This window comes from Actinoplanes sp. NPDC051851, assembly GCF_040681165.1.
In the GTDB taxonomy this organism is placed as follows: Bacteria; Actinomycetota; Actinomycetes; order Mycobacteriales; family Micromonosporaceae; genus Actinoplanes.
This window is the reverse complement of record NZ_JBFAYF010000008.1, coordinates 132,758-159,517: the sequence shown is the minus strand read 5'-3', so window position 1 is coordinate 159,517 and position 26,760 is coordinate 132,758. Positions and strand designations below refer to the sequence as shown.

Sequence of the window (26,760 nt, the reverse complement as noted above, 5' to 3'; positions counted from 1 at the left end):
GGCGGCAGCGGCGAGAAGGGCCGCCGCCGGGGTGGCGACGCCGCGGCACAGGGCCCGTCGCAGCGGACCACGTCCGGTCAGCCGCGCACGCCCCGTTCCTCCGGCACGGCCTCCTCGTCGGGCGGCGGCGCGGCCGCATTCTCGGCCCGCGCCGGCGGCCGCCGCTCCCGCTGACCCCTCGTGGTGTGAAGTCCGGGCGCTCTCCGCACCGGACTTCACACCACGCCGGGCGGGTCAGGCCTCGGGGACGCTCACGGCGATCTCGTCGCCCAGGCGGTAGCCCGGACAGAGGTCGAGCTCGTCACCTGACCAGAAACGGCCAGGGTCGTACCAGTTCGCCTTGCGGTTGTGCGGCAGCAGGCCCATGTCCTCGTAGGTGACCGCCACCACCTCCGCGCAGTACGCCTTCTCCAGCGAGGCGTCGTTCGGCCGGTGCGCCTGCCACGGGAGGCGGACCTGCGGCACCCGGCCCCGGGCCCACCGCCACGCCAGCTGGGACGTGGACGGGAACGGCGTACCGTCGAGGCGGGCGACCGTCTTGAGCGCCCGGTCCTCCATGGCCCGCGTCACGCCGGGGTCGAGCTGCCGGAGCCAGCCGCGCTGCCCGTAGCGGCGGGCCCAGACCGTGACCGCGTCCCGCAGGTCGTGCAGCTGCACGCCGCGCTGGAACGTCCCCGACCACATGTCCGGCAGTGATCTGCCCAGCTCGGCATGCCAGAGCAGCGGCGGCATGTCCTCGATCACGATCGACATCCCGACATGGTTCACCGGGCTGTTGGTGAGCGTCTGGATGGCCCGGTCCGGGCCGGAGCGACCGCGAAAGATCCAGATATCACCGGTACGCGTCAGTTCGATGGCCTCGTCGAGGCTGATGTCGGCAACCACGTGTCTATTCTCAACGGATGCGTTGGTGGAAGGTAGCGGGACTGGCAGGGCTGGCGGGCGTGGCGGCGACCGGGGTGGTGATCGCGCGGGCCGAGCGTAAGCGCCGGGCGTACTCGCCGGACGAGATCCGGGAGCGTCTGCACACCCGGGTCACCGAGTCGGCGGCCCAGCCCGCGATCGAACCGGACCCGGCGGACTGACCGTCACGCCGGCTCGTGGTCGTCCTTGCGGAGCAGGTATCCGCGGAGCACCGACCACAGGCCGGCGCCGTCCGGGGCGGCGAACCAGGTCTTGCCGCCCGACGGCACCATCTCCGGTGTCTCGGACGGCCCGGGTATCGCACCGGCCAGCACCGCCTGGGTCGGCGAGAGCCGGCGGATCGCCACGGCCGCGACGTTGTCCGGGTGCTCCCGGGCGAACTCGGAGTAGATCTCCTGGTCGTGCTGGCCGTCGTCGCCGACCAGCAGCCACCTGATGTCCGGGAACTCCCGGGCGAGGCGGCGCAGCGTGGTCCGCTTGTGCTCCTGGCCGCTGCGGAACCAGCGGTCCGGGGTGGGGCCCCAGTCGGTGAGCAGGATCGGGCCGGCCGGGTAGAGGTGCCGGCTGAGGAAGCGGGTCAGCGTCGGCGCGACGTTCCACGCCCCGGTGGAGAGATAGATCACCGGAGCGCCCGGGTTCGCGTTGATCAGCCGCTCGTAGAGCACCGCCATGCCCGGCACCGCGGCGCGGGCGTGCTCGTCGAGGACGAACGTGTTCCAGGCGGCGAGCAGCGGGCGCGGCAGCGCGGTCACCATCACCGTGTCGTCGATGTCGGAGATCAGGCCGAACCCGACCGACGGGTCGATCACCCGGATCGGCGCGTCCACCGGGGCGCCGCCCTCGGTGGTCAGCCGGGCGCTCCCCCAGCCCGGGTCGAGGTCGCCCTTGACCCGGCAGTCCAGGTACCCGCTGCGGTCGGTACGCGTCTCGGTGACGCTGCCGCCGATCTCGATGCGGACCACCGCGCCGCTGACCGGGGTGGTGGTGAAGCTGCGCCAGCCGCGGAGTTTCTCCCGGCGCCGGCGGACCATGCCGGGGCGCGCCAGCAGCACGCGGCCCATCACCCGGGCCCAGCCCGGCGCGCCGTACCCGGTGTACGCAGTGATGTACGGCTTCCAGCCCCGGTTGCGAAGACGGCGCTCGATGACCTCGTGGACGGCGTCCTCGACCAGGGCGGCCCGGTGCATCCTCACGGGCACGTTGCTCCCCGCCGGTGTTACCGACACCATCGCCTCCTCAGTGCTTCGAACCTCCCGCCGTAACGAGCAACGTTACCGGGCCGCTGTTACGGAGCCGGTCGGAACGGGACCGCATCGACGGATGTGCATCACGCCGCCGCCCTCAGTTCGGGAGTCGTCCACTGCTCGGTCCACCACCGCTCGTCGGCGGTCTCCCGGACCCGGTCACGCAGCGGTGCGGCCATCGCCTCGGCGCGCAGGGCACGCAGCGCCTCGGCCGCGGCCTCGGCGGCGCGCCAGGTGGTCTGCTCCCGTTCCACCGCTCTCCGGTACGCCCGCAGCCGGTGCTCCCGGACGGCGTTCGCCAGCACCGCCTCCTGCTGCACCGGGTGGAGCCGGGGATTCCATCCGCGGTGCGCGAACACGTCGTTGAGCGCGGAGATCGGCAGGTCCTGGGTCCGGCACAGCTCGCTCGCCGCCCGGTGCAGGTAGCGCTGCCGGTCGACGTTCTCCCCCGGCTTCCGGCGGCGGCTCATCATCGGGTACGCCGTGGCCGAGGCGATCCGCCGCGCCTCCCGGTCGGCCCGCTCGTACGCGCCCCAGGCGGCGCCCACCTCCTCCTGGGCGGACTCCCAGACGCTCCGGCGGCGCTCGGCGGTGACGGCGGCCCGATCGGCGGCGACACCGATCTCGTCCGCGTACCGGGCGGCGTCCGAGGCGGCCTCGGACGGCCGGGTGAGGCGGCGGGGCAGCCGGATGGTGGCGGCGGCCACGGCGAGCAGCACGACGATGGTCAGCCAGATGGCGACGGCTTGCGGCACCGAGCTCAGAAAGGCGGAATCCACGGAACACCCCCAAGAGAAGACTGCTGTAGCGGTACGTCGGGAAGCGGGACGTCAGAGCGCGGGGGGTGCGCGGGAGGCCCTGACCGGCGGGACCACACCGGCGGGCAGGGCGACGTCGGCCGCCGGGATCGGGACGGCGCCCGCGGGCTCGTCCGGGGACCGGTCGGCGGGCGGCACGGCGGGGCGCCGGGACACCAGGCCGAGCAGCAGCACGGCGAGGCCGGCCAGCAACCGCAGCACGCGACGACCACCCCACGGGCGGGTCGTCTCGGGCGCCACTGCGGTCACATGGATCAACGTACCGCCCGGGGGCCCCTCGTGCACGGCACAGGAGAGGAGCGCCACCTGTCGGATACACCGTGTCGTCATCCGGGCGAGGGACGATTCATGCGTGGACCTTCAGGTGGTGGAGCAGGTGGCGCGCCTCGACGGGTGGCTCGCCGAGGGCGGTGTCGTGGTGCTCAGCGGCGCGGGCCTGTCGACCGACTCCGGTATTCCGGACTACCGGGGCCCGTCCGGTTCGGCCCGGCGGAACACCCCGATGACGTACCAGACCTTCACCGGCGATCCCCTGGCCCGCCGCCGCTACTGGGCCCGCAGCCACCTCGGCTGGCGGACCATCGGGCAGGCCCGGCCGAACGACGGGCACCGGGCGGTGGCCCGCTGGCAGGAGCGGGGCCTGCTGCACGGGGTGATCACGCAGAACGTGGACGGGCTGCACCAGGCGGCCGGCGCCCGGGACGTGGTCGAGCTGCACGGCAACCTGGCCCGGATCACCTGCCTGGCCTGTGGGGTGCTGACGCCCCGGGAGGCGTTCGCGGTCCGGCTGACCGACGCCAACCCGCGGTTCGCCGCGGTGGCCACCGCGGTGAACGCGGACGGCGACGTGGAGTTGGACGACGCCGAGCTGGACGGCTTCGCGGTGGTCGACTGCGTGGACTGCGGCGGGATGCTCAAGCCGGACGTCGTGTACTTCGGCGAGACCGTGCCGGCCGACCGGGTGTCCCGCGCGTTCGAGCTGGTCGCCGGCGCGCGCACGCTGCTGGTCCTGGGCTCCTCGCTGACCGTCATGTCGGGCCGCCGGTTCGTGCTGCGCGCGGTGAAGCAGGGCGTCCGGGTGGCGATCGTGAACCGCGGGGTGACCCGTGGGGAGCCGTACGCGGACCTGGTCATCGACGCCCCGCTCGGCGTGGTGCTCCCCCACCTCGGCGCCGCCCCGGTTATCGGATAGAAACTTAAAAGATCGACGGATGCATTGACGTGACGGTCCTCACTGCGGTTGACTGCCGGAACCGGTACCGAAACCGGTTCCGAACCCCTTCGTAAGACGGAGGAAACAACCGTGCCGATCACCATCGCCGACGTGGCGGCCCGGGCCAAGGTCAGCAAGACCACGGTCTCCCGGGTTCTCAACGGCAAGGGTGAGCTGGACGAGTCGACCGCCGCGCGGGTCCGCGCGGTGATCGCCGAGCTCGGCTACGTCCCCAGTGCCCGTGCGGTCAACCTGGCCCGCGGCCGCACCCGGGTCGTCGGCATGCTGGTGCCCTCGCTCACCTGGCCCTGGATGGGCGAGGTGCTGCAGGGCGCGGTGGACGTGCTGGAGGCCGAGGAGTACGGCCTGCTGCTCTTCACCGTCAACCGCGGCCCGGACTCGATGCGCCAGTTCGACGCCCAGGTCGCCGCGAAGTCCTTCGACGGGCTGCTGGCGATCGAGCCCGAGGGCACCCTCGACTACATCGCCACCCTGCACGCCCGCGGCCTGCCGATGGTCCTCATCGACGACCGCGACCAGCTCTCCGGCGGCACCATCGCCACCGTGGGCACCACCAACCACAGTGGAGCCGCCGACGCCGCACGCCACCTGCTGGCGGTCGGGCGGCACACGCCACTCGTGGTCACCGGGCCCGCCCGGTTCGGCTGCACCGTCCAGCGCACCGACGGCTTCGCCACGGTCTTCGCCGAGGCCGGCCACCCGATCCCCGGTCAGCGCGTGCTGCTCGGGGACTTCACCGTGCAGTGCGGCGCCGACGCGGTCCGCCGGGCGATCGCCGGCGGGATCGCGTTCGACGCGGTCTTCTGCCACAACGACCTCTCCGCCTTCGGCGCCGTCCAGGCGATCCAGGACAGCGGCCGGCGGGTGCCGGAGGACGTCGCGGTGGTCGGCTTCGACGACATCCCGATGGCCGCGCACAGCCAGCCACCGCTCTCCACCGTCCACCAGCCGATGCGCGAGATGGGCGAGGCCGCGGCCCGCACCCTGCTCGCGCACTTCGAGGGTGTTCCGCTACCGACCCGGCCGACGGTGATCCCGGCGACCTTCGTGGCGCGCTCCTCCACCATTTCCTGACATCTCCCCTTCATCCCGGGTCGGCGGCGACTGCCGTCCCGCGATGAGGCACGCCCTCTCAGGAGTATTTCGATGCAGCGACGGACCCTCTTCACCGCCCTGGGCGGAGCGCTCGCCGCCGGCGCGCTCGCGGCCTGCGGCGACTCCCCCAACGCCAACAAGGACACCGCGAACGGCAAGGGCGCCGACCACCTGTCGATCGGCATGCCGAACGGCACGGTCTCGGAGAACAACAACCCCTTCATCGGTACGTCTGCGGGCGCCTCGCTCGGTTACCGCTGGGTCATCTACGAGCCGCTCGGCATGTGGAACAACGTCAAGCCCGCCGACCCGGCCAAGCCCTGGCTGGCCAGCGAGATCACCTGGGCCGCCGACTACACGTCCCTCGACGTCACCGTCCGCGACGGCGCCACCTGGTCGGACGGGGAGAAGCTCACCGCCGACGACGTGACCTACACGTTCAACCTGATCAAGTCGAACGAGGCGCTGAACATCTTCGCGATCCCGTTCGGCGAGATCACCCAGGACGGGAACAAGGTCCACATCGCCTTCACCTCGTCGCAGTTCACCGCCTGGCACAAGATCATCAGCCAGATCCCGATCGTGCCCAAGCACCTCTGGGAGAAGATCGCCGACCCGGCGACCGACCCGGTCAAGGAGCCGGTCGGCAGCGGGCCGTACACCCTGACGACGTTCAGCCAGCAGGGGATCACGCTCGCCCGCCGAGAGAGCGGTTACTGGCAGGACCCGCCACAGGTCAAGGAGCTGCGCTACACGTCCTACACGGACAACAACGCGCAGACCACGGCGCTGGCCACCGGCCAGTCCGAGTGGAGCTTCGTCTTCATCCCGAGCTACCAGCAGACCTTCATCGCCAAGGACCCGGAGCACTACAGGGTCTGGGCGCCGGGCGTGCTCGGCATCCACGGCCTCTACCTCAACACCACCGCGAAGCCGTTCGACGATCCGTCGCTGCGCCGGGCGATGAACATGGTGATCAACCGGGCGGACATCTTCAATCAGGCCGAGGCGGGCTACTTCCACCCCGAGCTGAAGAGCGTCACCGGGCTGCCGGACGGGGCGGGCGACGCGTACATCACGGCCGCGTACCAGGGCAAGACGTTCACCGTGGACGTCGCGGGGGCGAAGAAACTCCTCACCGACAACGGCTACACGTACGACGGTGACACGCTGAAGGACAAGACCGGAAAGGCGGTCACCATCAAGCTCAGTGACCCGGCGCCCTGGTCGGACTACCAGACCTCGCTGGAGATCATCAAGAGCAACCTGGCCGACCTCGGCATCGCGGCCACCGTGGAGAAGCCGAACCAGAACGTCTGGGACGCCAACGTGCAGAAGGGCGACTTCGGCGCCACCATGCGCTGGACCAACGGCGGGTCGACGCCGTTCGACATCTACCAGACGGTGCTCGACGGCGACCTCTACAAGCCGATCGGCACCGCCGCCCAGCAGGGCAACTTCGGCCGGTTCAAGAGCCCGGAGGCGACCGCCGCGCTGAAGGCGTACGCGAACGCGACCAGCGACGCGGACCGCACCACCGCGCTCGCCACCATCCAGCAGGTCTTCGTCGAGCAGGCGCCGATGCTGCCGGTCGGCTCGGACAACGTCGGCGGCGCGTACAGCGTGAAGAACTGGATCGGCTGGCCGTCGGACGAGGATCCGTACGCGCCCCTGCAGCCCACCCAGTCCGGCGCGCTCGACGTGATCATGCACCTGAAGCCCGCCAGCGCCTGATCCGATGACGTCGATCCCCGACGCGAAAGCCCCCGCCGGCGAGGTGGTGCTCGAGGCCGTCGGCCTCACCAAGCACTTCCCCGTCCGGCGGCGGCTCCGCGACCTTCTCACCCTTGAACCCTCTTCTTGGGTACGCCGCCCGGCGGTGCACGCCGTCGACGACGTGCATCTGACACTGCGGCGTGGGCGGGTGGTGGCCCTGGTCGGCGAGTCCGGCTCGGGCAAGTCGACCATCGCCCGGCTGCTGGCCCAGCTCCACCCGCGGACCGGTGGCGACATCCGGCTGCACGGCGAGTCGACGCGGGCGCACGGGGGCGCCGCGTTCCGCCGGTACTGCTCGCGGGTCCAGATGATCTTCCAGGACCCGTTCGCGTCGCTGAACCCGACGCACACCATCCGCTACCACCTGACCCGGTCGCTGCGGATCCACGGGCACGCCGGCGACGACCTCGACGGGGCGCTCCGCGAGCTGCTGGAACGGGTCCAGCTCACCCCGGCCGACCGCTATCTCGACAAGTTCCCGCACGAGCTCTCCGGCGGGCAGCGGCAGCGGGTGGCGATCGCCCGGGCGCTCGGCGCGCATCCCGAGGCGCTGCTCGCCGACGAGCCGGTGTCCATGCTGGACGTGTCGATCCGGCTCGGCGTGCTGAACCTGCTGCGCGACCTGCGGGACCGGCTCGACCTGGCGATCCTCTACATCACCCACGACATCGCGTCGGCCCGCTACTTCGCCGACGAGACGGTGGTGATGTACGCCGGGCGCCTGGTGGAGGGGGGCGACAGCGAGTCGGTCACGCAGCGCCCGGCTCATCCGTACACGAAACTCCTGATCGACTCGGCGCCGGACCCGGACCACGTGGCGCGAGGAGTCGCGACGGTCGACGGCGAACCGCCGTCGCTGGTGCATCCGCCCAGCGGATGCCGCTTCCATCCCCGCTGCCCGGCGGCGATGGCCCGCTGCTCGACCGACCTGCCGGTGCCGTTGCAGATCGGCGACGCACCGGGCCACTGGGCGGCCTGCTGGCTCTACGACCAGGCCGGTGACCAGGCATGAAGTACTTCCTGCAACGGCTGGCGTTCTACCTCTTCACCGCCTGGGCCGCGATCACGCTGAACTTCTTCATCCCACGGATGGTGCCCGGCGACCCGGTCCAGGCCCTGATCACCAAGTACCAGGGCCAGCTGAGCAGCCAGGCGATCGAGTCGCTCTACGTGCTCTTCGGCCTCGACCGGGACAAGGGCCTCTGGGCCGAGTACGCGGACTACTGGAAGCAGTTGCTGCACGGCGACCTCGGGCTCTCGTTCACCTTCTTCCCGACCCCGGTCTCCGAGATCATCGCGTCCAGCCTGCCCTGGACGCTGCTGCTGGTCGGCATCACCACGGTGATCAGCTTCTTCCTCGGCACCGGGCTCGGCGTGCTGGCCGGGTGGCGGCGCGGCTCCTGGGCCGACGGGCTGCTGCCGGTGACCACGTTCCTCTCCTCGGTGCCCTACTTCTGGCTCGGCATCATCGCGATCTACCTGCTCACCGGGCCGGACAGCTTCTTCCCGTCGTCCGGCGGCTTCGACACCGGGCTGGTGCCCGCCTTCGACCAGTACTTCGTGCCGAGCGCGATCCGGCACAGCCTGCTCCCGGCGCTGACCATCCTGATCTCCTCGGTCAGCGGCTGGATCCTCAGCATGCGGAACATGATGGTCACCGTCTCCAGCGAGGACTACATCACCGTCGCGCACGCCAAGGGGCTCTCCGACCGGCGGGTGGCGATGAGCTACGCGGCCCGCAACGCGCTGCTGCCGAACGTCTCCGGCTTCGCGCTCTCGCTCGGCTTCATCGTCGGCGGCACCCTGCTCGTGGAGATCGTCTTCTCCTACCCGGGGGTCGGCTTCCAGCTCTTCCAGGCCCTCGGTGCCCAGGACTACCCGCTGATGCAGGGCATCTTCCTGATCATCACGATCGCGGTGCTGGTGGCGAACCTGCTGGCGGACGTGGCGTACCTGCTGCTCGATCCGCGTACCCGGAAGGAGGGCTGAGCGATGACCGCGACCGTGGCGACGCTCCCCGTGCCGGCGGTGACACGACGCCGGCGGTTCCGGTTCGTGGCGAACCGGAAGGCCGCGACCGGCCTGATCATCCTCGGTGTCTACCTGGTCTTCGCGGTGATCGGCCCGTGGATCACCCTGTACGACCCGGACGCGCGGAGCAACGCGCTGGTCCAGCCGCCGTCGGCGGATCACTGGCTGGGCACCACCCACCTCGGGCAGGACGTCTTCAGCCAGCTCCTCGCGGGCACCCGCAGCGTGATCTTCGTGGGGTTCTCCGCCGGCATCGTCGCCACCACGCTCTCGGTGCTGATCGGGGTGACCGCCGGATACCTGGGCGGGCGGGCCGACGAGGGGCTCTCGGCGCTCTCCAACGTCTTCCTGGTGATCCCGGCGCTGCCGCTGATCATCATCATCACCTCCACCCTGCAGAGCGCCGAGGACTGGCTGATCGCCCTGGTCATCGGCCTGACCTCGTGGTCCTGGAACGCCCGGGTGCTGCGCGCGCAGACGCTCTCGCTGCGCCGCCGGGATTTCGTCGACGCGGCCCGGGCCACCGGCGAGAAGACCTGGCGGGTGATCGTCTTCGAGCTGATGCCGAACCTGACCGCGGTGATCGCCTCCGGCTTCGTCGGCACGGTCATCTTCGCGGTGCTCTCCGAGATCACCCTGGCCTTCATCGGCGTCACGTCGAGCACCACCTGGAACTGGGGCACCATCCTCTTCTGGGCGCAGGGGCAGCAGGCGCTGGCCCAGCACGCATGGTGGTGGTTCATCCCGGCCGGACTGGCGATCGCGGTGCTCGGCACCGCCCTCTCCCTGATCAATTTCGGTATCGACGAGTTCGTGAACCCGCGCCTGCGCATGGCGAAGTCCTCCGTGCGGATGCGCGTCGGGTTCACCCCCGTGGTGAGGAAGGGCCGATGAGCGGCGCACCGGTTCTCGAGATCAAGGGTCTCGACGTCGACTACGGCACCGGCGCGGACGCCGTCCGGGCGGTCCGCGACGTCAGCCTCACCCTGCACCGGGGCGAGGTGCTCGGGCTGGCCGGCGAGAGCGGCTCCGGCAAGTCCACCCTCGCCTACGGGATGACCCGGCTGCTCCCGCCGCCCGGCGTGATCACCGGCGGCGAGGTGATCTACCACCCGCAGGCCGGCGAGTCGTACGACGTGCTCGGGCTCACCGACTGGAACCTGCGCGCGTTCCGCTGGGCCGAGACGGCGATCGTGTTCCAGGGCGCGATGAACTCGCTCAACCCGGTACACAAGATCTCCACCCAGCTCACCGACGTGCTGCGGGCCCACGAGCCGTCGATGGGGAAGGCGGAGCGGACCGAACGGGCGAAGGAGATGCTCCGGCTGGTCGGGATCGCGGCGGACCGGATGGACGCGTACCCGCACCAGCTCTCCGGCGGGATGCGGCAGCGCGTGATGATCGGGATGGCGCTGATCCTCCGCCCGCAGGTGGTGATCATGGACGAGCCGACCACCGCGCTCGACGTGGTGATGCAGCGGCAGATCCTCGGCCAGCTGATCGAGCTGCGGGAACGCCTCGGCTTCTCGGTCATCTTCATCACCCACGACCTCTCGCTGCTGGTCGAGTTCTCCGACCGGATCGCGATCATGTACGGCGGGCGGATCGTCGAGGAGGCGCCCGCGAAAGCCGTCTACCGGGACGCGCTGCATCCGTACTCGAAAGGGCTCCTGGGATCCTTCCCGGCCCTGCGCGGTCCACGCCGCGAGCTGACCGGCATCCCGGGGTCGCCGCCGGACCTCAAGGGGATGCCGGCCGGGTGCGCGTTCCACCCGCGCTGCCCGCAAGCCTTCGAGCGGTGCGGCGTGGAGATCCCCGTGCTCAGCGACCAGGACGGGCGCACGGTCGCCTGCTGGCTGCACTGAGCCTTTTCAGTCAGGAGGCCGGTCCCCTGCCGTCGGGACCGGCCTCCACCACATCGGGAGGATCCGTGACTTTCACCTGGGGCGTGGCGACGTCCGCCTATCAGATCGAGGGCGCGGCGAGCGAGGACGGGCGGACACCGTCCATCTGGGACACCTTCGCCCGGGACGTGGTCGGCGAGACCGGTGAGGTGGCCTGCGACCACTACCACCGGATGCCGGAGGACGTCGCGCTGATCAGGGACCTGGGCGTCGGCGCCTACCGCTTCTCGGTCTCCTGGCCGCGCGTGCAGCCCGGTGGGCGGGGGCCCGGCAACGCCCGCGGCCTGGACTTCTACGACCGGTTGGTGGACGAGCTCCTCGGCAGCGGGATCGATCCGTGGCTCACGCTCTACCACTGGGATCTGCCGCAGGAACTGGAGGACGCCGGCGGCTGGCCGCACCGCGACACCGCCTATCGCCTGGCCGACCTCGCAGCGATCGTTTTCGGTCGTCTCGGTGATCGAGTGCGGAACTGGCAGACGCTCAACGAGCCGTGGTGCGCCGCGTATCTCGGCTACCAGCACGGGGTGCACGCGCCCGGTCGGCGGTCCCTCGCCGACGCGGTGGCGGCCACTCATCACCTGCTGCTGGCGCACGGCCTCGTCTACCCTATCCTGAAAAATCAGGACAATGTGGTGGGCATCGCGCTCAACATCGGCACGGCCACCCCTGCGTCGGACGATCCGCTCGACGTCGCGGCCGCCCGCCAGGCCGACGGCAACGTCGCCCGGATCTTCCTGGATTCGCTGACCCGAGGCCACTACCCCGCCGACGTCCTTTCTCACCTGGCCGATCGCGGACATCGGCTGCCGGTCCAGGACGGCGACATGGCGATCGTCGCGCGGCGTCCGGACCTGCTCGGGGTCAACTTCTATTTCGGACAGGACTTCGCCGGGCGCGACGAGCGGGGGAACACGCACGACGCGGACGGGCTGCCGGTGGTCCGGGAGATCCTGCCGGACGTGCCCCGGACCGCACTGGGCTGGCCGATCACGCCGGACCGGTTCACCACGCTGCTGCTCCGGCTGCACCACGAGTACGGCCTGCCGCTCGCGGTCACCGAGAACGGCGCGGTCTTCGACGACCACCCCGGCGAGAACGGGTTCGTGGCTGATCAGGAACGGACGGCGTACCTGGCCGCGCACATCGACGCGACCCTCGCCGCCCGGGCCGCCGGTGCCGACGTGCGCGGCTACTTCGCCTGGTCGCTGATGGACAACTTCGAGTGGTCGGAGGGCTACGCCAAACGCTTCGGCCTGGTCGCCGTCGACTACGAGACCCTTTCCCGTACGCCCAAGCAGAGTGCCCTCTGGTTCTCCGCCCGGGTTAAGGAGTCAATACCACCCATGTGAAATCTCGATCTCATAGCTCGTGATGCTCGCCATACGCTCCTGCCAAGTGACGCCCCACACGCAGGAGGTATGCACATGCTCCGAAGAAGAGTGGCGATCTCGCTCGCCCTCGCGACGGCCGTCTCGGCGAGCTTCCCGGGCGTGGCCCAGGCCGGCACCAAGGGTCTCGTCGTCGAGAGCGGCGAGACCGTGACGCTCACCCAGACGACCAGGCTGCGGTCGTTGACCATCGAGGAGGGCGGCTCGCTGGTGGCGCCGGACGGCTCCGCCGTCACGCTCACCGTCAACGGCGTGGAGACCGGGCAGAAGCAGGTCACCACCGAGGGCGTCACCACCGCGCTGCAGCCGGGCACGTACCGCGGTGACGTGGTCCTCAGCATCACCGGCGCGACCTCGGTGGACTGGTCCGGCACCACGTTCCCGCTCCGGCAGGCCCTGCGGGTCACCGCGGACGGCGTGGAGACGGGCACCTCGGTCCTCGACGCGATCAGGGGCGGCCGGGTCACCGCGACCTCGGCCACCGGGATCTCGCTGGCCTCGACCGGCGAGGGCTTCAACGGCGTCTGGGTGGCCGGCGGCGAGTACGCGCTCTACGGGCCCACCGTCCGCTTCACCGGCAACGGGCGCTACGACTTCGTCGGCGCGGGCGCGGGCGTGGTGGCCACCGGCGCGGACAGCCGGCTGGTGGTCGACGGCGCGAAGATCGACAACACCGGCGCGGTACGGACCGGGATCGAGGCGACCGACGGCGCGAACCTGATCGTGAAGAACTCGAGGATCGCCACCCACGACGGCACGCTCCCGGCGGACTTCGAGCCGACCCTGATGCCGGGCCAGATGCGCTCGGCACCGTGGATGCTCGGCATCGTCGGCAACGTCCGCGCCACCAACCTGGTCGGGAAGAACACCACGGCCACGTACATCGGCTCGGACGTCTACTCGACCGGCTGGGGCGTGCTCTCCACCGACTCGACCGACAACGGGCAGCTCACCGCGATCAACACCCGGATCACCACCGGCACCGAGGGCTACGGCTCGTACGCCGACGGCTCCACGGTGGTCGACCGCTTCCTGGGCACCACGTTCGACGTCGACGACTACGGCGTGATCAGCACCGGCGGCACGATCGTGCTGGACGACTCGGACGCCGCCACGGTCAAGGGCCTCGACACCGATCTGGACCTGCGGCTCAGCACGAAGGAACGGCGGGCCATCCGGGACCAGGCCACCACGGTGAACTCCGGGCGCTTCGGCATCATGTGGCACGGCGGCGGCTCGGTCCGGCCCGGCGGCACCGTCGCGATCGGCGGCCATACGCAGGTCACCACGGGGAAGACCACCTTCGTCGACAAGGGCCTGTCGCTGGCGCTGACCGTCGACGGCTCCGAGGGCGCCCGCCTGAAGACCGGCAACGGCGTGCTCTTCCAGTTGATGGACAGTGACGACCCGGGCCCGGTCATGGTGAACGGCAAGCTGGTCAACCAGGGCGTCTGGACCGAGCCGACCGGCACCCCCGAGAAGGTGACGAGCTTCGACGTCACCGCCGCGCACTCCGACGACGCGGTGGTCAACCTGAAGAACCTCGCGGTCAGCGGCGACTTCTACAACGGCCTGCGCGCCGCGAAGAACCTGGTGCTGAACCTGGACGGGGCCACGGTCACCGGCGCGGTCTCCTCGTCGACGACCAGGCACGCGATCAGCACCATCACCGCGGCGGACTACCGGCAGATCAGCGAGGTCACCAACACCGCCACGGCGACCGTGAACAACGGCGTCGTGCTCTCCCTGGCCGGGAAGTCGGTCTGGAAGGCGACCGGTACGTCGTACCTGACCAGCCTCACCATCGGCGCGAAGGCCTCGGTCACGGCGGCGCACGGCACGCTCACCGCGACCGTGAACGGCGTCGCGACCACGCTGAGGCCCGGCACCACCTACACCGGGACGATCGTGGTCACCGCGTCCTGATCAGGTTCGGACGCCGCCGGTTTTGCGATCGGGCAGCTTGCAAAACCGGCGGCGGACATCCACGCGTTTCCCCTACGCTCCGGCCGTGACCGACTATCTGACCGTCAACCGGGCCAACTGGGACGAGCGGGCTCCGGCCCACGCCGCGTCCCCCGACTACGGCGTCGAACGGTTCGCCGCCGACCCCGGGCATCTCAGCGACGTGGTCCGCTTCGACCGGCCGCGCCTCGGCGACATCGCCGGGCTGCGCGCCGTGCACCTGCAGTGCCACATCGGCACCGACACCGTCTCCCTCGCCCGGCTCGGCGCCCGGATGACCGGCCTGGACTTCTCCGGCGCGTCGCTCACCGAGGCCCGCCGGATCGCCGCGCTGGCCGGGGCGGAGATCCCGTTCGTCCAGTCCGACGTCTACCACGCGCGGGACGCTCTCGACGGCGACTTCGACCTGGTCTACACCGGGATCGGGGCGCTGGGCTGGCTGCCGGACATCCGGCGCTGGGCGTCGACCGTCGCCTCGCTGCTCGCCCCGGGCGGGCGGCTCTTCATCCGCGAGGGGCACCCGGTCCTCTGGGCCTGCGACTACGACCGCACCGACGACGTGATCGCGCTCGCCGAGCCGTACTTCGAACAGATCTCACCGCAGGTGTACGACGAACCCGGGACGTACGTCGCCACCGACCACCAGTTCCAGCACACCGTGACGCACGAGTGGAACCACGGGCTCGGCGAGATCGTCACCGCGGTCCTCGACGCCGGGCTGGTCCTCACCGGTCTGGAGGAGCACCAGTCGGTGCCGTGGAACGCGCTGCCCCGCCGGATGCGCGCGCTGGAGAACGGCGAGTACCAGCTGGCCGACCGGCCGGAGCGGCTGCCGCACACGTACACGCTGCAGGCCCGCAAGCCCGCCTAACCGCCGCTCACCACCCGGTTGCGGCCGCCCCGCTTGGCCGCGTAGAGCAGGTCGTCGGCGCGCAGCGTGGCGTCCTTGCGGTCCTCGCCCGGCCGGACCCCGGTGACGCCGACGCTCGTGGTGACCGCGAGCCCCTCGGCCACCTCGGACCACGGGTAGCCCTCGACCGCGACCCGGAACTGTTCGCAGTGCCGGGCCGCCTCGTCCAGGCCGGCGCGGAAGACCAGGATGAACTCCTCGCCGCCCAGCCGTCCCGCGAAGCCGGGCACCTCGTTCATCAGCGCGGCCACCCGGCGCAGCACCTCGTCGCCGGCCGCGTGCGAGAACGTGTCGTTGACCTTCTTGAAGTGGTCCAGGTCGAGGATCGCCAGGCAGACCGGCCCACCGGCGGCGACCGCGGCGACCAGGTCGGCCTCCGAGCGGCGCCGGTTGCCCAGCCCGGTGAGCGGGTCCCGCTCGGCCATCTCCCGGAACCGCTCGGTGTCCCGGTACGCCTCCTCGACGGCGAACTGCGCGTGCGCGAACCGGGCCGCCAGATCGCTCTGCTGCGACCGCCGCGCCTCCCACGCCTCGTGGAACTCCACCATGGACCGGTAGGCCGCCTCGAAGTCCCCGGCACCCGCCTGACAGACCGACACCATCCGCAGCGCCTCGGCGTCGGTCTCCGGCAGATCGCGCTCCGCGGCGAGCGCCCGGCATCGTTCCAGGGTCCGGATCGCCCCCGCGAAATCGCCCCGGCGCTGTTCGATCTCCGCCAGGGTCAGGAGCGCTCCGGGTACGGCGTCCGAATCGGTGCTGGCCGTGTTCTCGATCGCGTCGAGGATGACCCGCTCGGCCTCCGCCGGCTCCCCGGTCTCCAGCAGCACCCGGGCCACGGTGTCCGCGCACGAGGTGTTCAGCACCTGCCCGGCGGACGCGGCCCGCTCCCGCATCCGGCCGAGCATCGTGCCGGCGGTCGCCATGTCCCCGGCCTCGTAGCTGCACCACGCCCAGTTGTTCAGGTTGGCGATCTCCAGCGAGGGCATCCCGGAGGCCTCCGCCTCGCGCTGGGCGGCCGCGAACTCGACCCACTCGAAGTCGCCCATCCGCTGGTCGTTGACCTGAACCGCGAGGATGATCGCGTGGTCGGCCCGGATCGCCGGCGGGTCCTCCGGCAGCAGCATCCGCATCGACCAGAGCGAGTGGCGTACGGCGTTCGCATTGTCCCCGATCCGCCAGAGGCCACCGGCGATCACGGCGTGCGCGTGCGCCCGGATCAGGCGGTCGTCGCTCGCGCCGAGCAGCGCCCGGGCGACCGCGACCGCCTCGGGCACCCGGCCGCTCCGGTTGTCCAGCTCGGCGCGGACCAGCCGGGCCAGGTCGGCGCTGCGCCGGTCGCCGAGCGCCTCGGCCCGGTCGATCAGTTCGGCGGCGCGCTCGGGCAGGCCGTGGTGCGACTCGTACGAATCCGCGACGAGCCGTTCCACCTCACCGAGCAGCACGCCGGTAATCATCGCCCGGCGATGGCCGCCGTTTAGAGATCAGCCGAATTCGGGTACCTGCCGCGCATCCCGGCGTTCGCCGCTCTCCCCGGCGTCCGCCGTTCTCCCCGGCGTTCTGGAGGCTCTCATGCGCATCGGTGCGGTCATCATCGTCATCTGGCTCCTGCTCGGCGTCGTCGCCGCCTTTGAGCGCGGCTACTTCAAGGACAGCGGCGACGCGAGCTGTGCGGAGGCGGGCACGGTCATCGTCACCACGATCGCCGGCCCGCTCAACTGGGTCGGCGCCAACCCGAAGATCGACTGCGACGTCCCCGAACCCAGCAAGTAGAACCGGTCAGCGGGTCCAGGGCGGGGCGATCGTGGATCCGTCGGGCAGGGTGGCCTCGAAGCCGACGCTCGTGGTCACCCACGCCTCGGCGGTCTCCGCGCCGTCGTTGTGGATCGCGAACTCGGCACCGCCCGGCACCCGCAGCACGTCGCCCGGTGCCAGCTCGCCGGTCACCCCGTCCGTCTCGGCGGTGACCCGGCCGGCGAGCAGCAGGATCACCTCCTCCCGGCCGACCCGGTGCAACGTCCCCCTGGTGCCCGGCCCGATCTCCAGCCGCCAGGCACAGAGCTCCTCACTCCCGGCCGAGGGATTGACGTACGCGTGAAAGGCCGCACCGTGCAGACGATGCGCCACCGCTTCCCCATGCCGATGAATCGCCATCCCGCCTCCTCAAGTAGACAATCTGCTTGACCATATAGTCAAGCAGATTGACCAATGTGTCAAACTCTCCCGGTGCGACACGATCTCCTCGACCTGCCCGTCCTCCTGCTCGGCGCCGCGACCGCACTGGTCGACGGCATCGACGCCCGGGTCCGGGCCCGCGGTTTCACCGACATCCGCCCGGCGCACGGGTACGCCTTCGTCCGCCTCGCGCCGCACGGTGCGACCGCGGTCGAGCTCGCCGAACACCTGGGCGTCACCAAGCAGGCGGCCGGCCAGATGGCCGACGAGCTGGTGCGGAAGGGCTACGTGGAACGCCGGCCGCACCCGCACGACGCCCGTGCCCGCCTGCTGGTGCTGACCGAGAGAGGCTGGGCCTGCACCCGCGCGGCGGACGAGGCCGCCGACGAGGTCCTGCGCCCGTGGGCCGACTCCCTCGGCCCGGACCGGCTCGCCACCGTCCGCGCCGCCCTCGCCGGCCTCACGACCCCCGGCCGCATCCGCCCCACCTGGTGACGGCTGCCGGCGTTCAGGGCCGTGGGCCGGCGTTCCGGGGTGCCCCGCGGCCGTGGGCTGGCCATCCGGGGTGTCCCGCGGCGGTGGGCTGGCCATCCGGGGTGTCCCGCGGCGGTGGGCTGGCGATCCTGGGTGTCCCGGGCGCTCCGAGAGACCCCGGAACGCCAGCCACGCCGGGAAAGCTGGCGCTCACGGGTCACTCAAGCCCGCCGGGAGTGGATCCCGGCGGGCGGTGGGGCGGTGGAGCGGGCGGTCAGTCGCGTTCGATGTGGTGGCCGATGAGCTGGGGGCCCATGATGACCGCCGCACCGGAGCCGTCGCGGCGGGCGTCCTGCTCCGGGAGCTCGACCGGGTCGCCGGTGTCGGTGGCACCCGCCGGGCGCGGGCCGACCCACGCCACCACCAGGGACGACTCGCCCTTGAGGAAACGCTGCACCCGGACGCCGCCGGTCGCCCGGCCCTTGGCGGGGTAGGACGCGAACGGCGACACCTTCACCTGGGTGCCGGTCGAGGTCACCACCATCGGCTCGCCGTGGGTGGTGTCGGCGGTGTTCACCACGTTGAAGGAGATCACCGCGGCCTCGGGCGCCAGGTTGATGCCGGCCATGCCGCCGCCCTTGAGGCCCTGCGGCCGGACCAGCTTGGCCGGGAAGCGCAGCAGGTTGGCGTCGGACGTGACGAAGACCAGGGACTCCGCGCCGTCGGCGAGCCAGGTGGCCTGGAGGACCTCGTCGCCCTCCTTGAGGGTGATCACCTCGAACTCGTCGGAGCGGACCGGCCACTCCGGGGCGCAGACCTTGATCACGCCGTGCCTGGTGCCCATCGCGAGGCCGGGCGCGTCGCCGGCGGTGAGCGGGGCCAGGCCGACGACCGTCTCGCCCGGTTCGAGCGGGATCAGCTCGGAGGCGGACATGCCGCCGCGCAGCGAGACCGTGCCGGACTGCTCGGGCAGGACCGGGAGCGGCAGCACGTCGGTCTTGAACGCCCGGCCCCGGTTGGTGATCAGCAGGATCCGGCCGCGCGCGGTGGCGTGGATGATCGCCCGGACCGCGTCGTGCTTGACCCTGCCGCTGCTGCTGCGGGCCTCGGTGGACTCCTCGCTCTCGGCCGCGGTGCGGGCGATCAGCCCGGTGGCCGAGAGGATCACCTGGCACGGGTCGTCGGCGACCTCGAGCGGACCGGCCGGTACCGAGGCCGCCAGCACCTCCTTGAGGTCACCGTCGATCAGCGTGGTGTGCCGCGGGCGGCCGAAGTCCTTGGCGACCTTGGCCAGCTCGTCGGAGACCACCTTCTTGAGCACGTTCTCGTCGTCGAGGATCCGGCTCAGCTCGGCGATCTCGGCGCGCAGCCGCTCCTGCTCGGTCTCCAGCTCGATCCGGTCGAACCGGGTGAGCCGCCGCAGCGGGGTGTCCAGGATGTACGTCGCCTGGATGTCGGAGAGCCCGAACTCGCTCATCAGCCCGGACTTGGCCGCGGCCGCGTCGTCGCTGGACCGGATCAGCGCCACCACCCGGTCGATGTCGATCAGGGCGATCAGCAGGCCGTCGACGAGGTGCAGGCGGTCCTCACGCTTGGTCCGCCGGTACGTCGTCCGCCGGGTGACCACCTCGTAGCGGTGCTGCACGAAGACCTCGAGCAGCGCCTTCAGCCCGAGGGTGCGCGGCTGGCCGTCGACCAGGACCAGGTTGTTGATGCCGAACGAGCTCTCCAGCGGGGTGAGCCGGTAGAGGTCGGCGAGCAGGGCCTGCGGGTTGACGCCGACCTTGCACTCGATGACCAGGCGGGTGCCGTGCTCCCGGTCGGTGAGGTCCTTGACGTCGGAGATGCCGGTCAGCCGGGCCGCCTGGCGCTGGCCGCGCCGCGGGCCGGAGGTGATCATCTTGCCCTTCACCTCGTCGGTGATCGCCTCGATGATCTTCTCGGCGCCGACGCCGTAGGGCAGCTCGGTCACGGTGATCGCCTGGCGGCCGCGGCCGCCCTCGATCAGGCCGGTCTGCGCGCGGGCCCGGATCCGGACCACGCCCCGGCCGGTCTCGTACGCCCGGCGCACCTCGTCCAGGCCGAGCAGCTGACCGCCGGTGGGCAGGTCGGGGCCGGGCACGATGCGCATCAGGTCGTCGAGGGTGGCCGCCGGCTTGCGGATCAGGTGCCGGGCGGCCGCCACCACCTCGCCGAGGTTGTGCGGGATCATGTTGGTCGCCATCCCGACCGCGATCCCGGACGTGCCGTTGACCAGCAGGTTGGGGAAGGCGGCGGGGAGGACCTTGGGCTCCTCCTCGGAGCCGTCGTAGGTCGGCTTGAAGTCGACGGTGCCCTCGCCGAGCTCGCCGACGAGCAGCATCGCCTCGGGCGACATCCGGGCCTCGGTGTACCGCGCGGCGGCCGGGCCGTCGTCCGGCGAGCCGAAGTTGCCGTGCCCGTCGATCAGCGGGGTGTTGAGCGAGAAGTCCTGGGCGAGCCGGACCAGGGCGTCGTAGATCGCCACGTCGCCGTGCGGGTGGTACTTACCCATCACGTCGCCGACCACGCGGGCGGACTTCACGTACGGCCGGTCCGGACGCTGGTTCTGCTCGGACATCGACCAGAGGATCCGGCGGTGCACCGGTTTCAGCCCGTCGCGCGCGTCCGGCAGCGCCCGGGAGTGGATCACCGAGTACGCGTACTCCAGGTAGGAGTCCTCGACCTCGGTGGTCAGGGGGTTGTCGATGACGCGGGCCCCGGCCTGATCGAAAGCGGACAGGTCGACGCGGTTCTCGGTCTTGCGGCGTGCCATTGGTGGCGAACCCCTCTCAGGCGTCGATCGTCTCTTGGTCGATCCGGCCCGCGGCCTCGATCAACCAGTTCTTCCGGGGCTCGACCCGCTCACCCATCAGCAGCTCGAGGGTGGCCTCGGCGCGCTCGGCGTCCTCGATGGTGATCCGCCGCACGGTGCGGGCGGCCGGGTTCATCGTGGTCTCCCAGAGCTCGTCGGCGTCCATCTCGCCGAGACCCTTGAACCGGGGCACCGGCTTCTGCACCTGGCGGCCGCCCCGCTCGATGCGCGCGACGGTGCTCTCCATCTCCTGCTGGGTGTACGTGTAGAGGGTCTCCGCACCGCGGCCCTTGGTGACCACCTTGTGCAGCGGCGGCATCGCGGCGTACAGCCGGCCGTGCTCGATCACCGGGCGCATGTACTTCGCGAAGAGCGTGATCAGCAGCGTCCGGATGTGCGAGCCGTCGACGTCCGCGTCCGCCATGATCATGACGCGGCCGTACCGCATCTGGCCGATCTCGAAGGTGCGGCCCGAGCCGGCCCCGAGCACCTGCACGATCGCCGAGCACTCGGCGTTGTCGAGCACCTGCTGCAGGCTGGCCTTCTGCACATTGAGGATCTTGCCGCGGATCGGCAGCAGCGCCTGGTACTCCGAGCTGCGCGCCATCCGGGCGGTGCCGAGCGCCGAGTCGCCCTCCACGATGAAGAGCTCGGACCGGTCGATGCCGATCGCCCGGCAGTCGACCAGCTTGGCCGGCATCGACGCGCCCTCCAGCGCGGTCTTGCGCCGGGCGGCGTCCTTCTGCTGCTTCTGGGTCAGCCGGACGCGTGCCGCGTCCACCACCTTCTGCAGGACCGTGCGGGCCTCGGCCTTGGTGCGCCGGCCGTCCACCCATTCCTTGAGGTACGCCTCCACGAGCGACTGCACCACGCGGGTGACGCCGGCCGTGGAGAGCTCGTCCTTGGTCTGCGAGGTGAACTGCGGCTCGGGCACCCGCACGTGGATGACCGCGGTCATGCCCTCCAGCAGGTCGTCCAGGACCGGCGGCTCCTCCTTGGGCTTGAGCAGGCCGCGGGTGTTCCGGATGGCGTCGGTGAGCGCGCGGACCAGGGCGCGCTCGAAGCCCTTGCGGTGGGTGCCGCCGTGCACGTTGCGGATCGTGTTGGTGAACGACTCGACGGTGCGCTCGTAGCCCGTACCCCAGCGGAAGGAGACCTCGATCTGGGCGTGCCGGACGACGTTCGACTGCATCACGCCGTTGGCGTCGGCGGCGTTCTCCTTGTACGTACCCTCGCCGGTGACCATCAGCGTCCCACAGACCGGCTTGTCGCTGGCCGGCGTGAGGAAGTCGACCATGTCGCCGAGGCCGTTGGGGTAGTGGAACGTCTCGGTGGCCGGCTCCTCCGCGGTCGCGTCGAAGAGCGAATACTGCACACCGGGGACGAGGAACGCGGTGTTGCGCAGCTTGGTGCGGACCGCGTCCACGTCGAGCCGGGCGCCGGTCTCGAAGTAGCGGGCGTCGTACCAGTACCGGATCGACGTGCCGCTGGGCTCGCCGCGCTTCATCCGCCGGCTCACCCGGAGCCCGTGCTCCCGGGTGAACGGCGCGTCCGGGCCGGGCCCGTCGAACGAGCCGGGCACGCCGCGCTGGAACGAGATCTCGTGCACCTTGCCGTCGCGCTTGACGGTCACGTCGAAGCGGTGCGACAGCGCGTTCACCGCCGAGGCGCCGACGCCGTGCAGGCCGCCGGAGGTCTTGTAGCCGGAACCGCCGAACTTGCCGCCCGCGTGCAGGCGGGTCAGCACCAGTTCGACGCCGCTGAGGCCGGACTTGGCGTGCACGTCGGTCGGGATGCCCCGGCCGTCGTCGTCGACCTGCACCGAGCCGTCACTGTGCAGAGTGATCGCGATCCGGGTGGCGTAACCGCCGACGCCCTCGTCGGTGCAGTTGTCGATGATCTCGTTGGCGAGGTGGTTGATGCCCCGGCTATCGGTGGACCCGATGTACATGCCTGGGCGTTTCCGGACAGCGTCCAGCCCCTCCAGGTGCGTGAGGTCGTCCGCACCGTACAAGCTATCCGGTTGTGCGGTCTCTGGTTGCGCGGTCACGAGGCGGCACTCCCGATCGGCCATGGGTGGTCAGGACGGCGCGAGCCTACCCGGAGCCCCCGACACTTCTGTCCCAGGCGAGCCAGGTCCCGGCCACCCGGCCGGAAAAATCCGGACCTGGCCGCAAAAATCGGGAAGAGCGTGCGAAATCCGTTTAGGCAGCGCCCACCAAGGATGCCACCTGCGGTTGCAGGGCTCGCCACAGGTCCAGCGGGTACGGCTTACCCGGGACCTGTACCGGAGGCATCTCCTGGTACGCGATGAGCGTGTCGGTCTCCTCACGGGTCGCCGAGCACACCACCACAGTGTCGTGCGGCGCGTACGCCTGCAACCGGGATGCGGTGCTCACCACACTTCCACTGATCATGCCGTACCCGCCGTCGAAGGTCTCCAGCGGATCGACGATCACCTCGCCGGTGGCCAGACCGACCCGGGTACGCACCCGGAACCTGCCGGCCAGGAGATGCCCCCTCAACGCCTCCTGGACCGACAGGCCCGCCCGGACCGCCGCCGCGGCCGCCGCCGGCCCGGACTCCCCCTCGCCCGCGCCGAACACCGCCATCACCGCGTCGCCCACGTATTTCTCGACCACCCCGCCACACTCCCGGACCACCGCGGAGACCCGGCCGAAGTAGTCACGTTGCAGGGCACGTACCTCCGCGCAGTCCAGCCGGTCCACCAGTGCGGTGAAGCCGACGATGTCGATGAACAGCACGGTCACGGTCTGCCGCCGCTCGGCGACGGCAATGGTGATGGTGGTCATGTCTCACGCTCCCCCAGATCACTGCGTTGACCGGGAGTACGGTGCCAGCCCCCGTCGTAGTCCGGATCCGCAGAACGACGTATCTCTGACAGCATCCACACCCGTCGTTTTTGTGACGCAGAACAGGCCGAAACGACGACAACGTGGTAGGTCGATTCCGATTAGGCTGCCGGGCATGGTCAGCCTGGGGGACGACGGGCCGCTTGTCGGGCGCACCGGCACGCTGGCCGACATACAGTCCAGCCTGCGTGACGTCGGCCCCGGCGGGACAGCCGCGGTGTTCGTGACCGGGGAGAGCGGTGTCGGCAAGAGCCGCCTGCTGCGCGAGACCGCCGACGCGCTGCGCGGGACGGACTTCGCGGTGCTCTTCGGTACGTGTCTCGACATCGGGGACGCGTCGCCGTTGCACCCGGTGCTGCAGGCGCTGCGCCGGCACGCCGCGGGCGACGGCGACAGTGGACCGGCCACCGGGGCCGACGACGCCGGCGCCCTGCTCGACCGGGTCTCCCGGGACCTGCGGGCGATCGCCGGCGACCAGCGGCTGCTGCTCGTCCTGGACGATCTCCAGTGGGCCGACCGGAGCACCCGCCAGCTGCTGCTCTACCTGCTCGCCGGCCTGGGCGAGGTGCGGATCTCGGTGCTCGCCGCGATCCGGGCCGAGGCGCTGCACGGCACCCACCCGCTGCGCCGGGTCCTCGCCGAGTTGCGCCGCCTGCGGTCGGTCCGGGTCGTCGACCTCGCCCCGCTCACCCAGGACCAGACCCTCGAGCTGGTCACCGGCATCGTCGGGCGCGAGGTCGCCCCGGAGGACGCCGACCGGGTCTTCAAGCGCAGCGGCGGCAACCCGTTCGTGGTCGAGGAACTGGCCCGGGACCTGCGGGACAGCCGGCACGAGCTCTCCGACACGCTCCGCGAGATCTTCCTGACCCGCATCGACGAGCTGCCGGCCCACGCCCACGCCGTGGTGCACGCGGTCGCCGCCGGTGTCGAGCCGGTCGAGCACGCCCTGCTGGCCCGGGTGGTCCGGATCGCCGAGGACCAGCTCCTCGACGCGATCAAGGCCGCGGTGGCGTACCGGTTCGTGGCCGGCGACGGCGACGGGTACCGGCTCCGCCACCGGCTGGTCTCCGAGGTGCTGGAGCAGGAGGTGCTGCCCGCCGAGGCCGCCGCCCTGCACCGCCGGTACGCCGAGGCGCTGGAGTCCGGCGAGGGCGACACCGACCACGCCCGGTTGGCCCACCACTGGCAGCGGGCCGGTGTGCCGGCCCGGGCGCTGCCCTCGGTGGTGGCCGCGGCCCGCTCCGCCGAGCGGCTCTACGGCTTCACCGAGGCCCACCGGTACTGGACCATCGCGCTGCGCCTGACCACCGAGGACGCGCCGGAGCGCACCGAGCTGCTCGGTCACGCCGCCGAGTCGGCCCACCAGTGCGGCGAGCACCTCCTCGCCCTGGCCCGGCTGGAGGAGCTGGCCGGCCGGCCGGACGCGCCCGGGCAGTGCGAGCTGCACCTGCGCCGGGCCCGCTACCTCGCCTCGGCCGGGCGTACGGAGACCGCCGAGCAGGAGTACGTCCGTGCCCTGGAGGCGCCGGACTGCACGCCCCGCCAGCGGGCCAGCGCCGCCGCCTTCCTCGCCGAACTGCTGCTGCACCTCGGCCGGTACGCCGACGCCAACCAGCACGCCCGTGACGCCCTGGAGCTCGCCGCGATCAACGGCTCCACCGCCGACCTGGTCCGGGCCAGCGCCGCGCTCGGCTTCAGCGCCGCGTTCCGCGAGGACCCGGACGCCGGCCTCGCGGTCATCCGGCACGCCGTGGAGATCGCCGAGCGCTCCGGTCACCCGGACGACCTGGGCGTGGCGTACCTGCACCTCGCCGAGCTGCTCACCGGGCCGCTGAACAGCATCGAGGAGGGCGTCCTGGTCGCCCGCCGCGGCGCCGAGGCGCTGGCCGAGCGGGGCGTCGGGCGTACGTATCAGCTGCGCCTGCTCGCGATCGCCGGCAACGGCCTGTTCCGGATCGGGCAGTGGGCCGAGGCGGACGCCATGCTGGAGGAGGCGATGCGGCACCGGCCGTCCGGCGCCGACGCGGTCGAGTTGCTGCTGGCCCGGTGCCGTCTCTGGGTCGGCTTCGGCGAGCTGGACAACGCCCGCCGGGACCTGGACGCGGTCGCCACCGTGCTGGCCGGCGGCGGTGGCGGGGCGCGGCACGTGATGCCGCTGCTGACGCTCCGCTCCGGACTGGCGATCTGGCAGGGCGAGTACGCCGAGGGCCGGGCCGCCGTGCAGCGCGGCCTCACCGAGACCCGCTCCGACGACCTGGTCCTGCTCGGCGTGCTGGCCTGGCACGGCCTGCGCGTCGAGGGCGCGGCGCACGCGGCCGGCGCCCCGGTCGACCCGGGCGCGATGCGGCGGCTGAAGACCGTGGTGGAGCGGATGTTCCAGGGTCTGGACAACGCCGGCCCCAAGGCCCGCTCGGTGATCACCGGATACCTGGACCTCTGCACCGCCGAGATCAGCCGGATCGAGGACCGCCTGGACCCGGAGCCGTGGCTGCGGGCGATCGCCATCTGGGACCGGCACGAGCAGCCCTATCCGGCGTCGTACGCGCGGCTGCGGTACGCCGAGGTGGCCCTGCAGCGGCGGACCCGCCGGGCGGCCGCGATCACCGGGCTGCGGCAGGCGTACGCCACGGTCATCGCGATGGGCGCCCGGCCGTTCGCGAACGAGATCAAGAGCGTCGCGCAGCGGTTCAAGGTCTCGCTCAGCGACGACGCGGACACCGTGCCGATGGCCCCGCCGGAGCCGGACGCCGGGGATGAGCTGTCGGTTCTCACCGGACGGGAGCGCGAGGTGCTCGCCGCGGTGGCCGAGGGCTTGACCAACCGGGAGATCGGTGAGTTGCTCTTCATCAGCGAACGCACCGTCGGGGTCCATCTCGGACATATCTTCGACAAGCTCCAGGTACGTACCCGCGTTCAGGCCAGTCGGGTGTATTTGACAGCGGCCTGACCAGGCGATCGTTACCTGGCCGTTATCTACGTACACGGAATACGTCGTTCTACGGATCCCCCGGTGCTCCCCCGGTGGAAAGGTGAGCTGCACGGGGGAGCACCGCCCGGTGGTCACCACCATCGGGCGGTGCTGGGGGCCCTCCGCCAATCTGCACGTTTCGTGGAGG

At 71.3% G+C, this 26,760-nt stretch carries 23 protein-coding genes; 14 read left to right on the top strand and 9 right to left on the bottom strand.

The annotated features are described in order from the left end of the window. Positions 1 to 234: 234 nt before the first annotated feature. Complete coding sequence (locus AB0M08_RS11065) at positions 235 to 885, bottom strand: hypothetical protein (RefSeq protein ID WP_364491517.1); 651 nt, start codon at positions 883 to 885, stop codon at positions 235 to 237. 17 nt (positions 886 to 902) lie between these two features. Here AB0M08_RS11065 and AB0M08_RS11060 point away from each other — a divergent pair, with 17 nt between their 5' ends. Next, entirely contained in the window at positions 903 to 1,085 is a 183-nt protein-coding gene (locus tag AB0M08_RS11060) for a hypothetical protein (protein ID WP_364491515.1), read from the top strand. Between the two features lie 3 nt (positions 1,086 to 1,088). Here the strand turns inward: AB0M08_RS11060 and AB0M08_RS11055 are convergent, their stop codons facing one another. The 3 genes from AB0M08_RS11055 to AB0M08_RS11045 all read right to left on the bottom strand — a co-directional run bounded on the left by AB0M08_RS11055 (position 1,089) and on the right by AB0M08_RS11045 (position 3,235). Then, a complete protein-coding gene (locus AB0M08_RS11055; protein ID WP_364491513.1) occupies positions 1,089 to 2,153 on the bottom strand; it encodes a phosphatase domain-containing protein in 1,065 nt (354 codons plus the stop codon). Between the two features lie 98 nt (positions 2,154 to 2,251). Then, positions 2,252 to 2,947 carry a hypothetical protein gene (locus AB0M08_RS11050; RefSeq protein ID WP_364491511.1) on the bottom strand — a complete coding sequence of 232 codons (696 nt, stop codon included), beginning with the start codon at positions 2,945 to 2,947 and terminating at the stop codon, positions 2,252 to 2,254. 51 nt (positions 2,948 to 2,998) lie between these two features. Further along, positions 2,999 to 3,235 carry a hypothetical protein gene (locus tag AB0M08_RS11045; protein ID WP_364491509.1) on the bottom strand — a complete coding sequence of 79 codons (237 nt, stop codon included), beginning with the start codon at positions 3,233 to 3,235 and terminating at the stop codon, positions 2,999 to 3,001. 103 nt (positions 3,236 to 3,338) lie between these two features. Here AB0M08_RS11045 and AB0M08_RS11040 point away from each other — a divergent pair, with 103 nt between their 5' ends. The 10 genes from AB0M08_RS11040 to AB0M08_RS10995 all read left to right on the top strand — a co-directional run bounded on the left by AB0M08_RS11040 (position 3,339) and on the right by AB0M08_RS10995 (position 15,253). Then, the gene (locus tag AB0M08_RS11040; RefSeq protein ID WP_364491507.1) at positions 3,339 to 4,178 is read left to right on the top strand and encodes an NAD-dependent protein deacetylase; all 840 of its coding nucleotides are present in this window, start codon (positions 3,339 to 3,341) and stop codon (positions 4,176 to 4,178) included. Positions 4,179 to 4,289: 111 nt separating this feature from the next. Next, positions 4,290 to 5,294: a LacI family DNA-binding transcriptional regulator gene (locus tag AB0M08_RS11035; RefSeq protein WP_364491505.1), complete on the top strand. Its 1,005-nt coding sequence runs from the start codon at positions 4,290 to 4,292 to the stop codon at positions 5,292 to 5,294. Positions 5,295 to 5,366: 72 nt separating this feature from the next. Next, the gene (locus AB0M08_RS11030) at positions 5,367 to 7,049 is read left to right on the top strand and encodes an ABC transporter substrate-binding protein (protein WP_364491503.1); all 1,683 of its coding nucleotides are present in this window, start codon (positions 5,367 to 5,369) and stop codon (positions 7,047 to 7,049) included. Positions 7,050 to 7,053: 4 nt separating this feature from the next. Continuing rightward, positions 7,054 to 8,103, top strand: coding sequence for an ABC transporter ATP-binding protein (locus AB0M08_RS11025; protein ID WP_364491501.1), 1,050 nt, complete (start codon positions 7,054 to 7,056; stop codon positions 8,101 to 8,103). Continuing rightward, positions 8,100 to 9,080, top strand: a complete 981-nt coding sequence (locus tag AB0M08_RS11020) for an ABC transporter permease (RefSeq protein WP_364491499.1) — start codon at positions 8,100 to 8,102, stop codon at positions 9,078 to 9,080. The genes AB0M08_RS11025 and AB0M08_RS11020 overlap by 4 nt, the downstream gene beginning before the upstream one ends. A 3-nt stretch (positions 9,081 to 9,083) precedes the next feature. Then, positions 9,084 to 10,016: an ABC transporter permease gene (locus AB0M08_RS11015; RefSeq protein WP_364491497.1), complete on the top strand. Its 933-nt coding sequence runs from the start codon at positions 9,084 to 9,086 to the stop codon at positions 10,014 to 10,016. Then, complete coding sequence (locus tag AB0M08_RS11010) at positions 10,013 to 10,987, top strand: ABC transporter ATP-binding protein (RefSeq protein WP_364491495.1); 975 nt, start codon at positions 10,013 to 10,015, stop codon at positions 10,985 to 10,987. Before AB0M08_RS11015 ends, AB0M08_RS11010 begins: the two co-directional genes overlap by 4 nt. A 65-nt stretch (positions 10,988 to 11,052) precedes the next feature. Then, positions 11,053 to 12,378 (top strand): GH1 family beta-glucosidase, encoded by a 1,326-nt coding sequence (locus AB0M08_RS11005; protein ID WP_364491493.1) that lies wholly within the window; start codon positions 11,053 to 11,055, stop codon positions 12,376 to 12,378. 75 nt (positions 12,379 to 12,453) lie between these two features. Then, complete coding sequence (locus AB0M08_RS11000) at positions 12,454 to 14,343, top strand: hypothetical protein (RefSeq protein ID WP_364491491.1); 1,890 nt, start codon at positions 12,454 to 12,456, stop codon at positions 14,341 to 14,343. An 85-nt stretch (positions 14,344 to 14,428) separates the two neighbouring features. After that, a complete protein-coding gene (locus AB0M08_RS10995; protein WP_364491489.1) occupies positions 14,429 to 15,253 on the top strand; it encodes a class I SAM-dependent methyltransferase in 825 nt (274 codons plus the stop codon). Here the strand turns inward: AB0M08_RS10995 and AB0M08_RS10990 are convergent. Continuing rightward, positions 15,250 to 16,734 (bottom strand): GGDEF domain-containing protein, encoded by a 1,485-nt coding sequence (locus AB0M08_RS10990; RefSeq protein WP_364491487.1) that lies wholly within the window; start codon positions 16,732 to 16,734, stop codon positions 15,250 to 15,252. The two genes, AB0M08_RS10995 and AB0M08_RS10990, sit on opposite strands and share 4 nt — an antisense overlap. A 127-nt stretch (positions 16,735 to 16,861) precedes the next feature. Here AB0M08_RS10990 and AB0M08_RS10985 point away from each other — a divergent pair, with 127 nt between their 5' ends. Continuing rightward, entirely contained in the window at positions 16,862 to 17,062 is a 201-nt protein-coding gene (locus tag AB0M08_RS10985) for a hypothetical protein (RefSeq protein ID WP_364491485.1), read from the top strand. Between the two features lie 6 nt (positions 17,063 to 17,068). Here AB0M08_RS10985 and AB0M08_RS10980 read toward each other — a convergent pair whose 3' ends face one another. Beyond that, on the bottom strand, positions 17,069 to 17,443 hold the full coding sequence (locus AB0M08_RS10980) for a cupin domain-containing protein (protein ID WP_364491483.1): 375 nt from the start codon (positions 17,441 to 17,443) through the stop codon (positions 17,069 to 17,071). A gap of 72 nt (positions 17,444 to 17,515) precedes the next feature. On the opposite strand from AB0M08_RS10980, the gene AB0M08_RS10975 reads away from it, so the two are divergent. After that, complete coding sequence (locus AB0M08_RS10975) at positions 17,516 to 17,959, top strand: MarR family transcriptional regulator (RefSeq protein ID WP_364491481.1); 444 nt, start codon at positions 17,516 to 17,518, stop codon at positions 17,957 to 17,959. 253 nt (positions 17,960 to 18,212) lie between these two features. Here AB0M08_RS10975 and AB0M08_RS10970 read toward each other — a convergent pair whose 3' ends face one another. The 3 genes from AB0M08_RS10970 to AB0M08_RS10960 form a co-directional block, all read right to left on the bottom strand. Further along, positions 18,213 to 20,732 (bottom strand): DNA topoisomerase IV subunit A, encoded by a 2,520-nt coding sequence (locus AB0M08_RS10970; RefSeq protein ID WP_364491479.1) that lies wholly within the window; start codon positions 20,730 to 20,732, stop codon positions 18,213 to 18,215. Between the two features lie 16 nt (positions 20,733 to 20,748). Further along, a complete protein-coding gene (locus tag AB0M08_RS10965; protein WP_364491477.1) occupies positions 20,749 to 22,845 on the bottom strand; it encodes a DNA topoisomerase IV subunit B in 2,097 nt (698 codons plus the stop codon). 130 nt (positions 22,846 to 22,975) lie between these two features. Next, entirely contained in the window at positions 22,976 to 23,584 is a 609-nt protein-coding gene (locus AB0M08_RS10960; RefSeq protein WP_364491475.1) for an adenylate/guanylate cyclase domain-containing protein, read from the bottom strand. Between the two features lie 175 nt (positions 23,585 to 23,759). Here AB0M08_RS10960 and AB0M08_RS10955 point away from each other — a divergent pair, with 175 nt between their 5' ends. Next, positions 23,760 to 26,591, top strand: coding sequence for an AAA family ATPase (locus tag AB0M08_RS10955; RefSeq protein WP_364491474.1), 2,832 nt, complete (start codon positions 23,760 to 23,762; stop codon positions 26,589 to 26,591). The last annotated feature ends 169 nt before the right edge of the window (positions 26,592 to 26,760 follow it).

Coding starts and splice junctions, on each gene's coding strand:
- AB0M08_RS11055 (WP_364491513.1), bottom strand. CDS start 2,153: ATGGTGTCGGTAACACCGGCGGGGAGCAACGTGCCCGTGAGGATGCAC.
- AB0M08_RS11015 (WP_364491497.1), top strand. CDS start 9,084: ATGACCGCGACCGTGGCGACGCTCCCCGTGCCGGCGGTGACACGACGC.
- AB0M08_RS10955 (WP_364491474.1), top strand. CDS start 23,760: ATGGTCAGCCTGGGGGACGACGGGCCGCTTGTCGGGCGCACCGGCACG.
- AB0M08_RS10980 (WP_364491483.1), bottom strand. CDS start 17,443: ATGGCGATTCATCGGCATGGGGAAGCGGTGGCGCATCGTCTGCACGGT.
- AB0M08_RS10960 (WP_364491475.1), bottom strand. CDS start 23,584: ATGACCACCATCACCATTGCCGTCGCCGAGCGGCGGCAGACCGTGACC.
- AB0M08_RS10965 (WP_364491477.1), bottom strand. CDS start 22,845: ATGGCCGATCGGGAGTGCCGCCTCGTGACCGCGCAACCAGAGACCGCA.
- AB0M08_RS11000 (WP_364491491.1), top strand. CDS start 12,454: ATGCTCCGAAGAAGAGTGGCGATCTCGCTCGCCCTCGCGACGGCCGTC.
- AB0M08_RS11030 (WP_364491503.1), top strand. CDS start 5,367: ATGCAGCGACGGACCCTCTTCACCGCCCTGGGCGGAGCGCTCGCCGCC.
- AB0M08_RS11010 (WP_364491495.1), top strand. CDS start 10,013: ATGAGCGGCGCACCGGTTCTCGAGATCAAGGGTCTCGACGTCGACTAC.
- AB0M08_RS11020 (WP_364491499.1), top strand. CDS start 8,100: ATGAAGTACTTCCTGCAACGGCTGGCGTTCTACCTCTTCACCGCCTGG.
- AB0M08_RS11060 (WP_364491515.1), top strand. CDS start 903: ATGCGTTGGTGGAAGGTAGCGGGACTGGCAGGGCTGGCGGGCGTGGCG.
- AB0M08_RS11025 (WP_364491501.1), top strand. CDS start 7,054: ATGACGTCGATCCCCGACGCGAAAGCCCCCGCCGGCGAGGTGGTGCTC.
- AB0M08_RS10985 (WP_364491485.1), top strand. CDS start 16,862: ATGCGCATCGGTGCGGTCATCATCGTCATCTGGCTCCTGCTCGGCGTC.
- AB0M08_RS10970 (WP_364491479.1), bottom strand. CDS start 20,732: ATGGCACGCCGCAAGACCGAGAACCGCGTCGACCTGTCCGCTTTCGAT.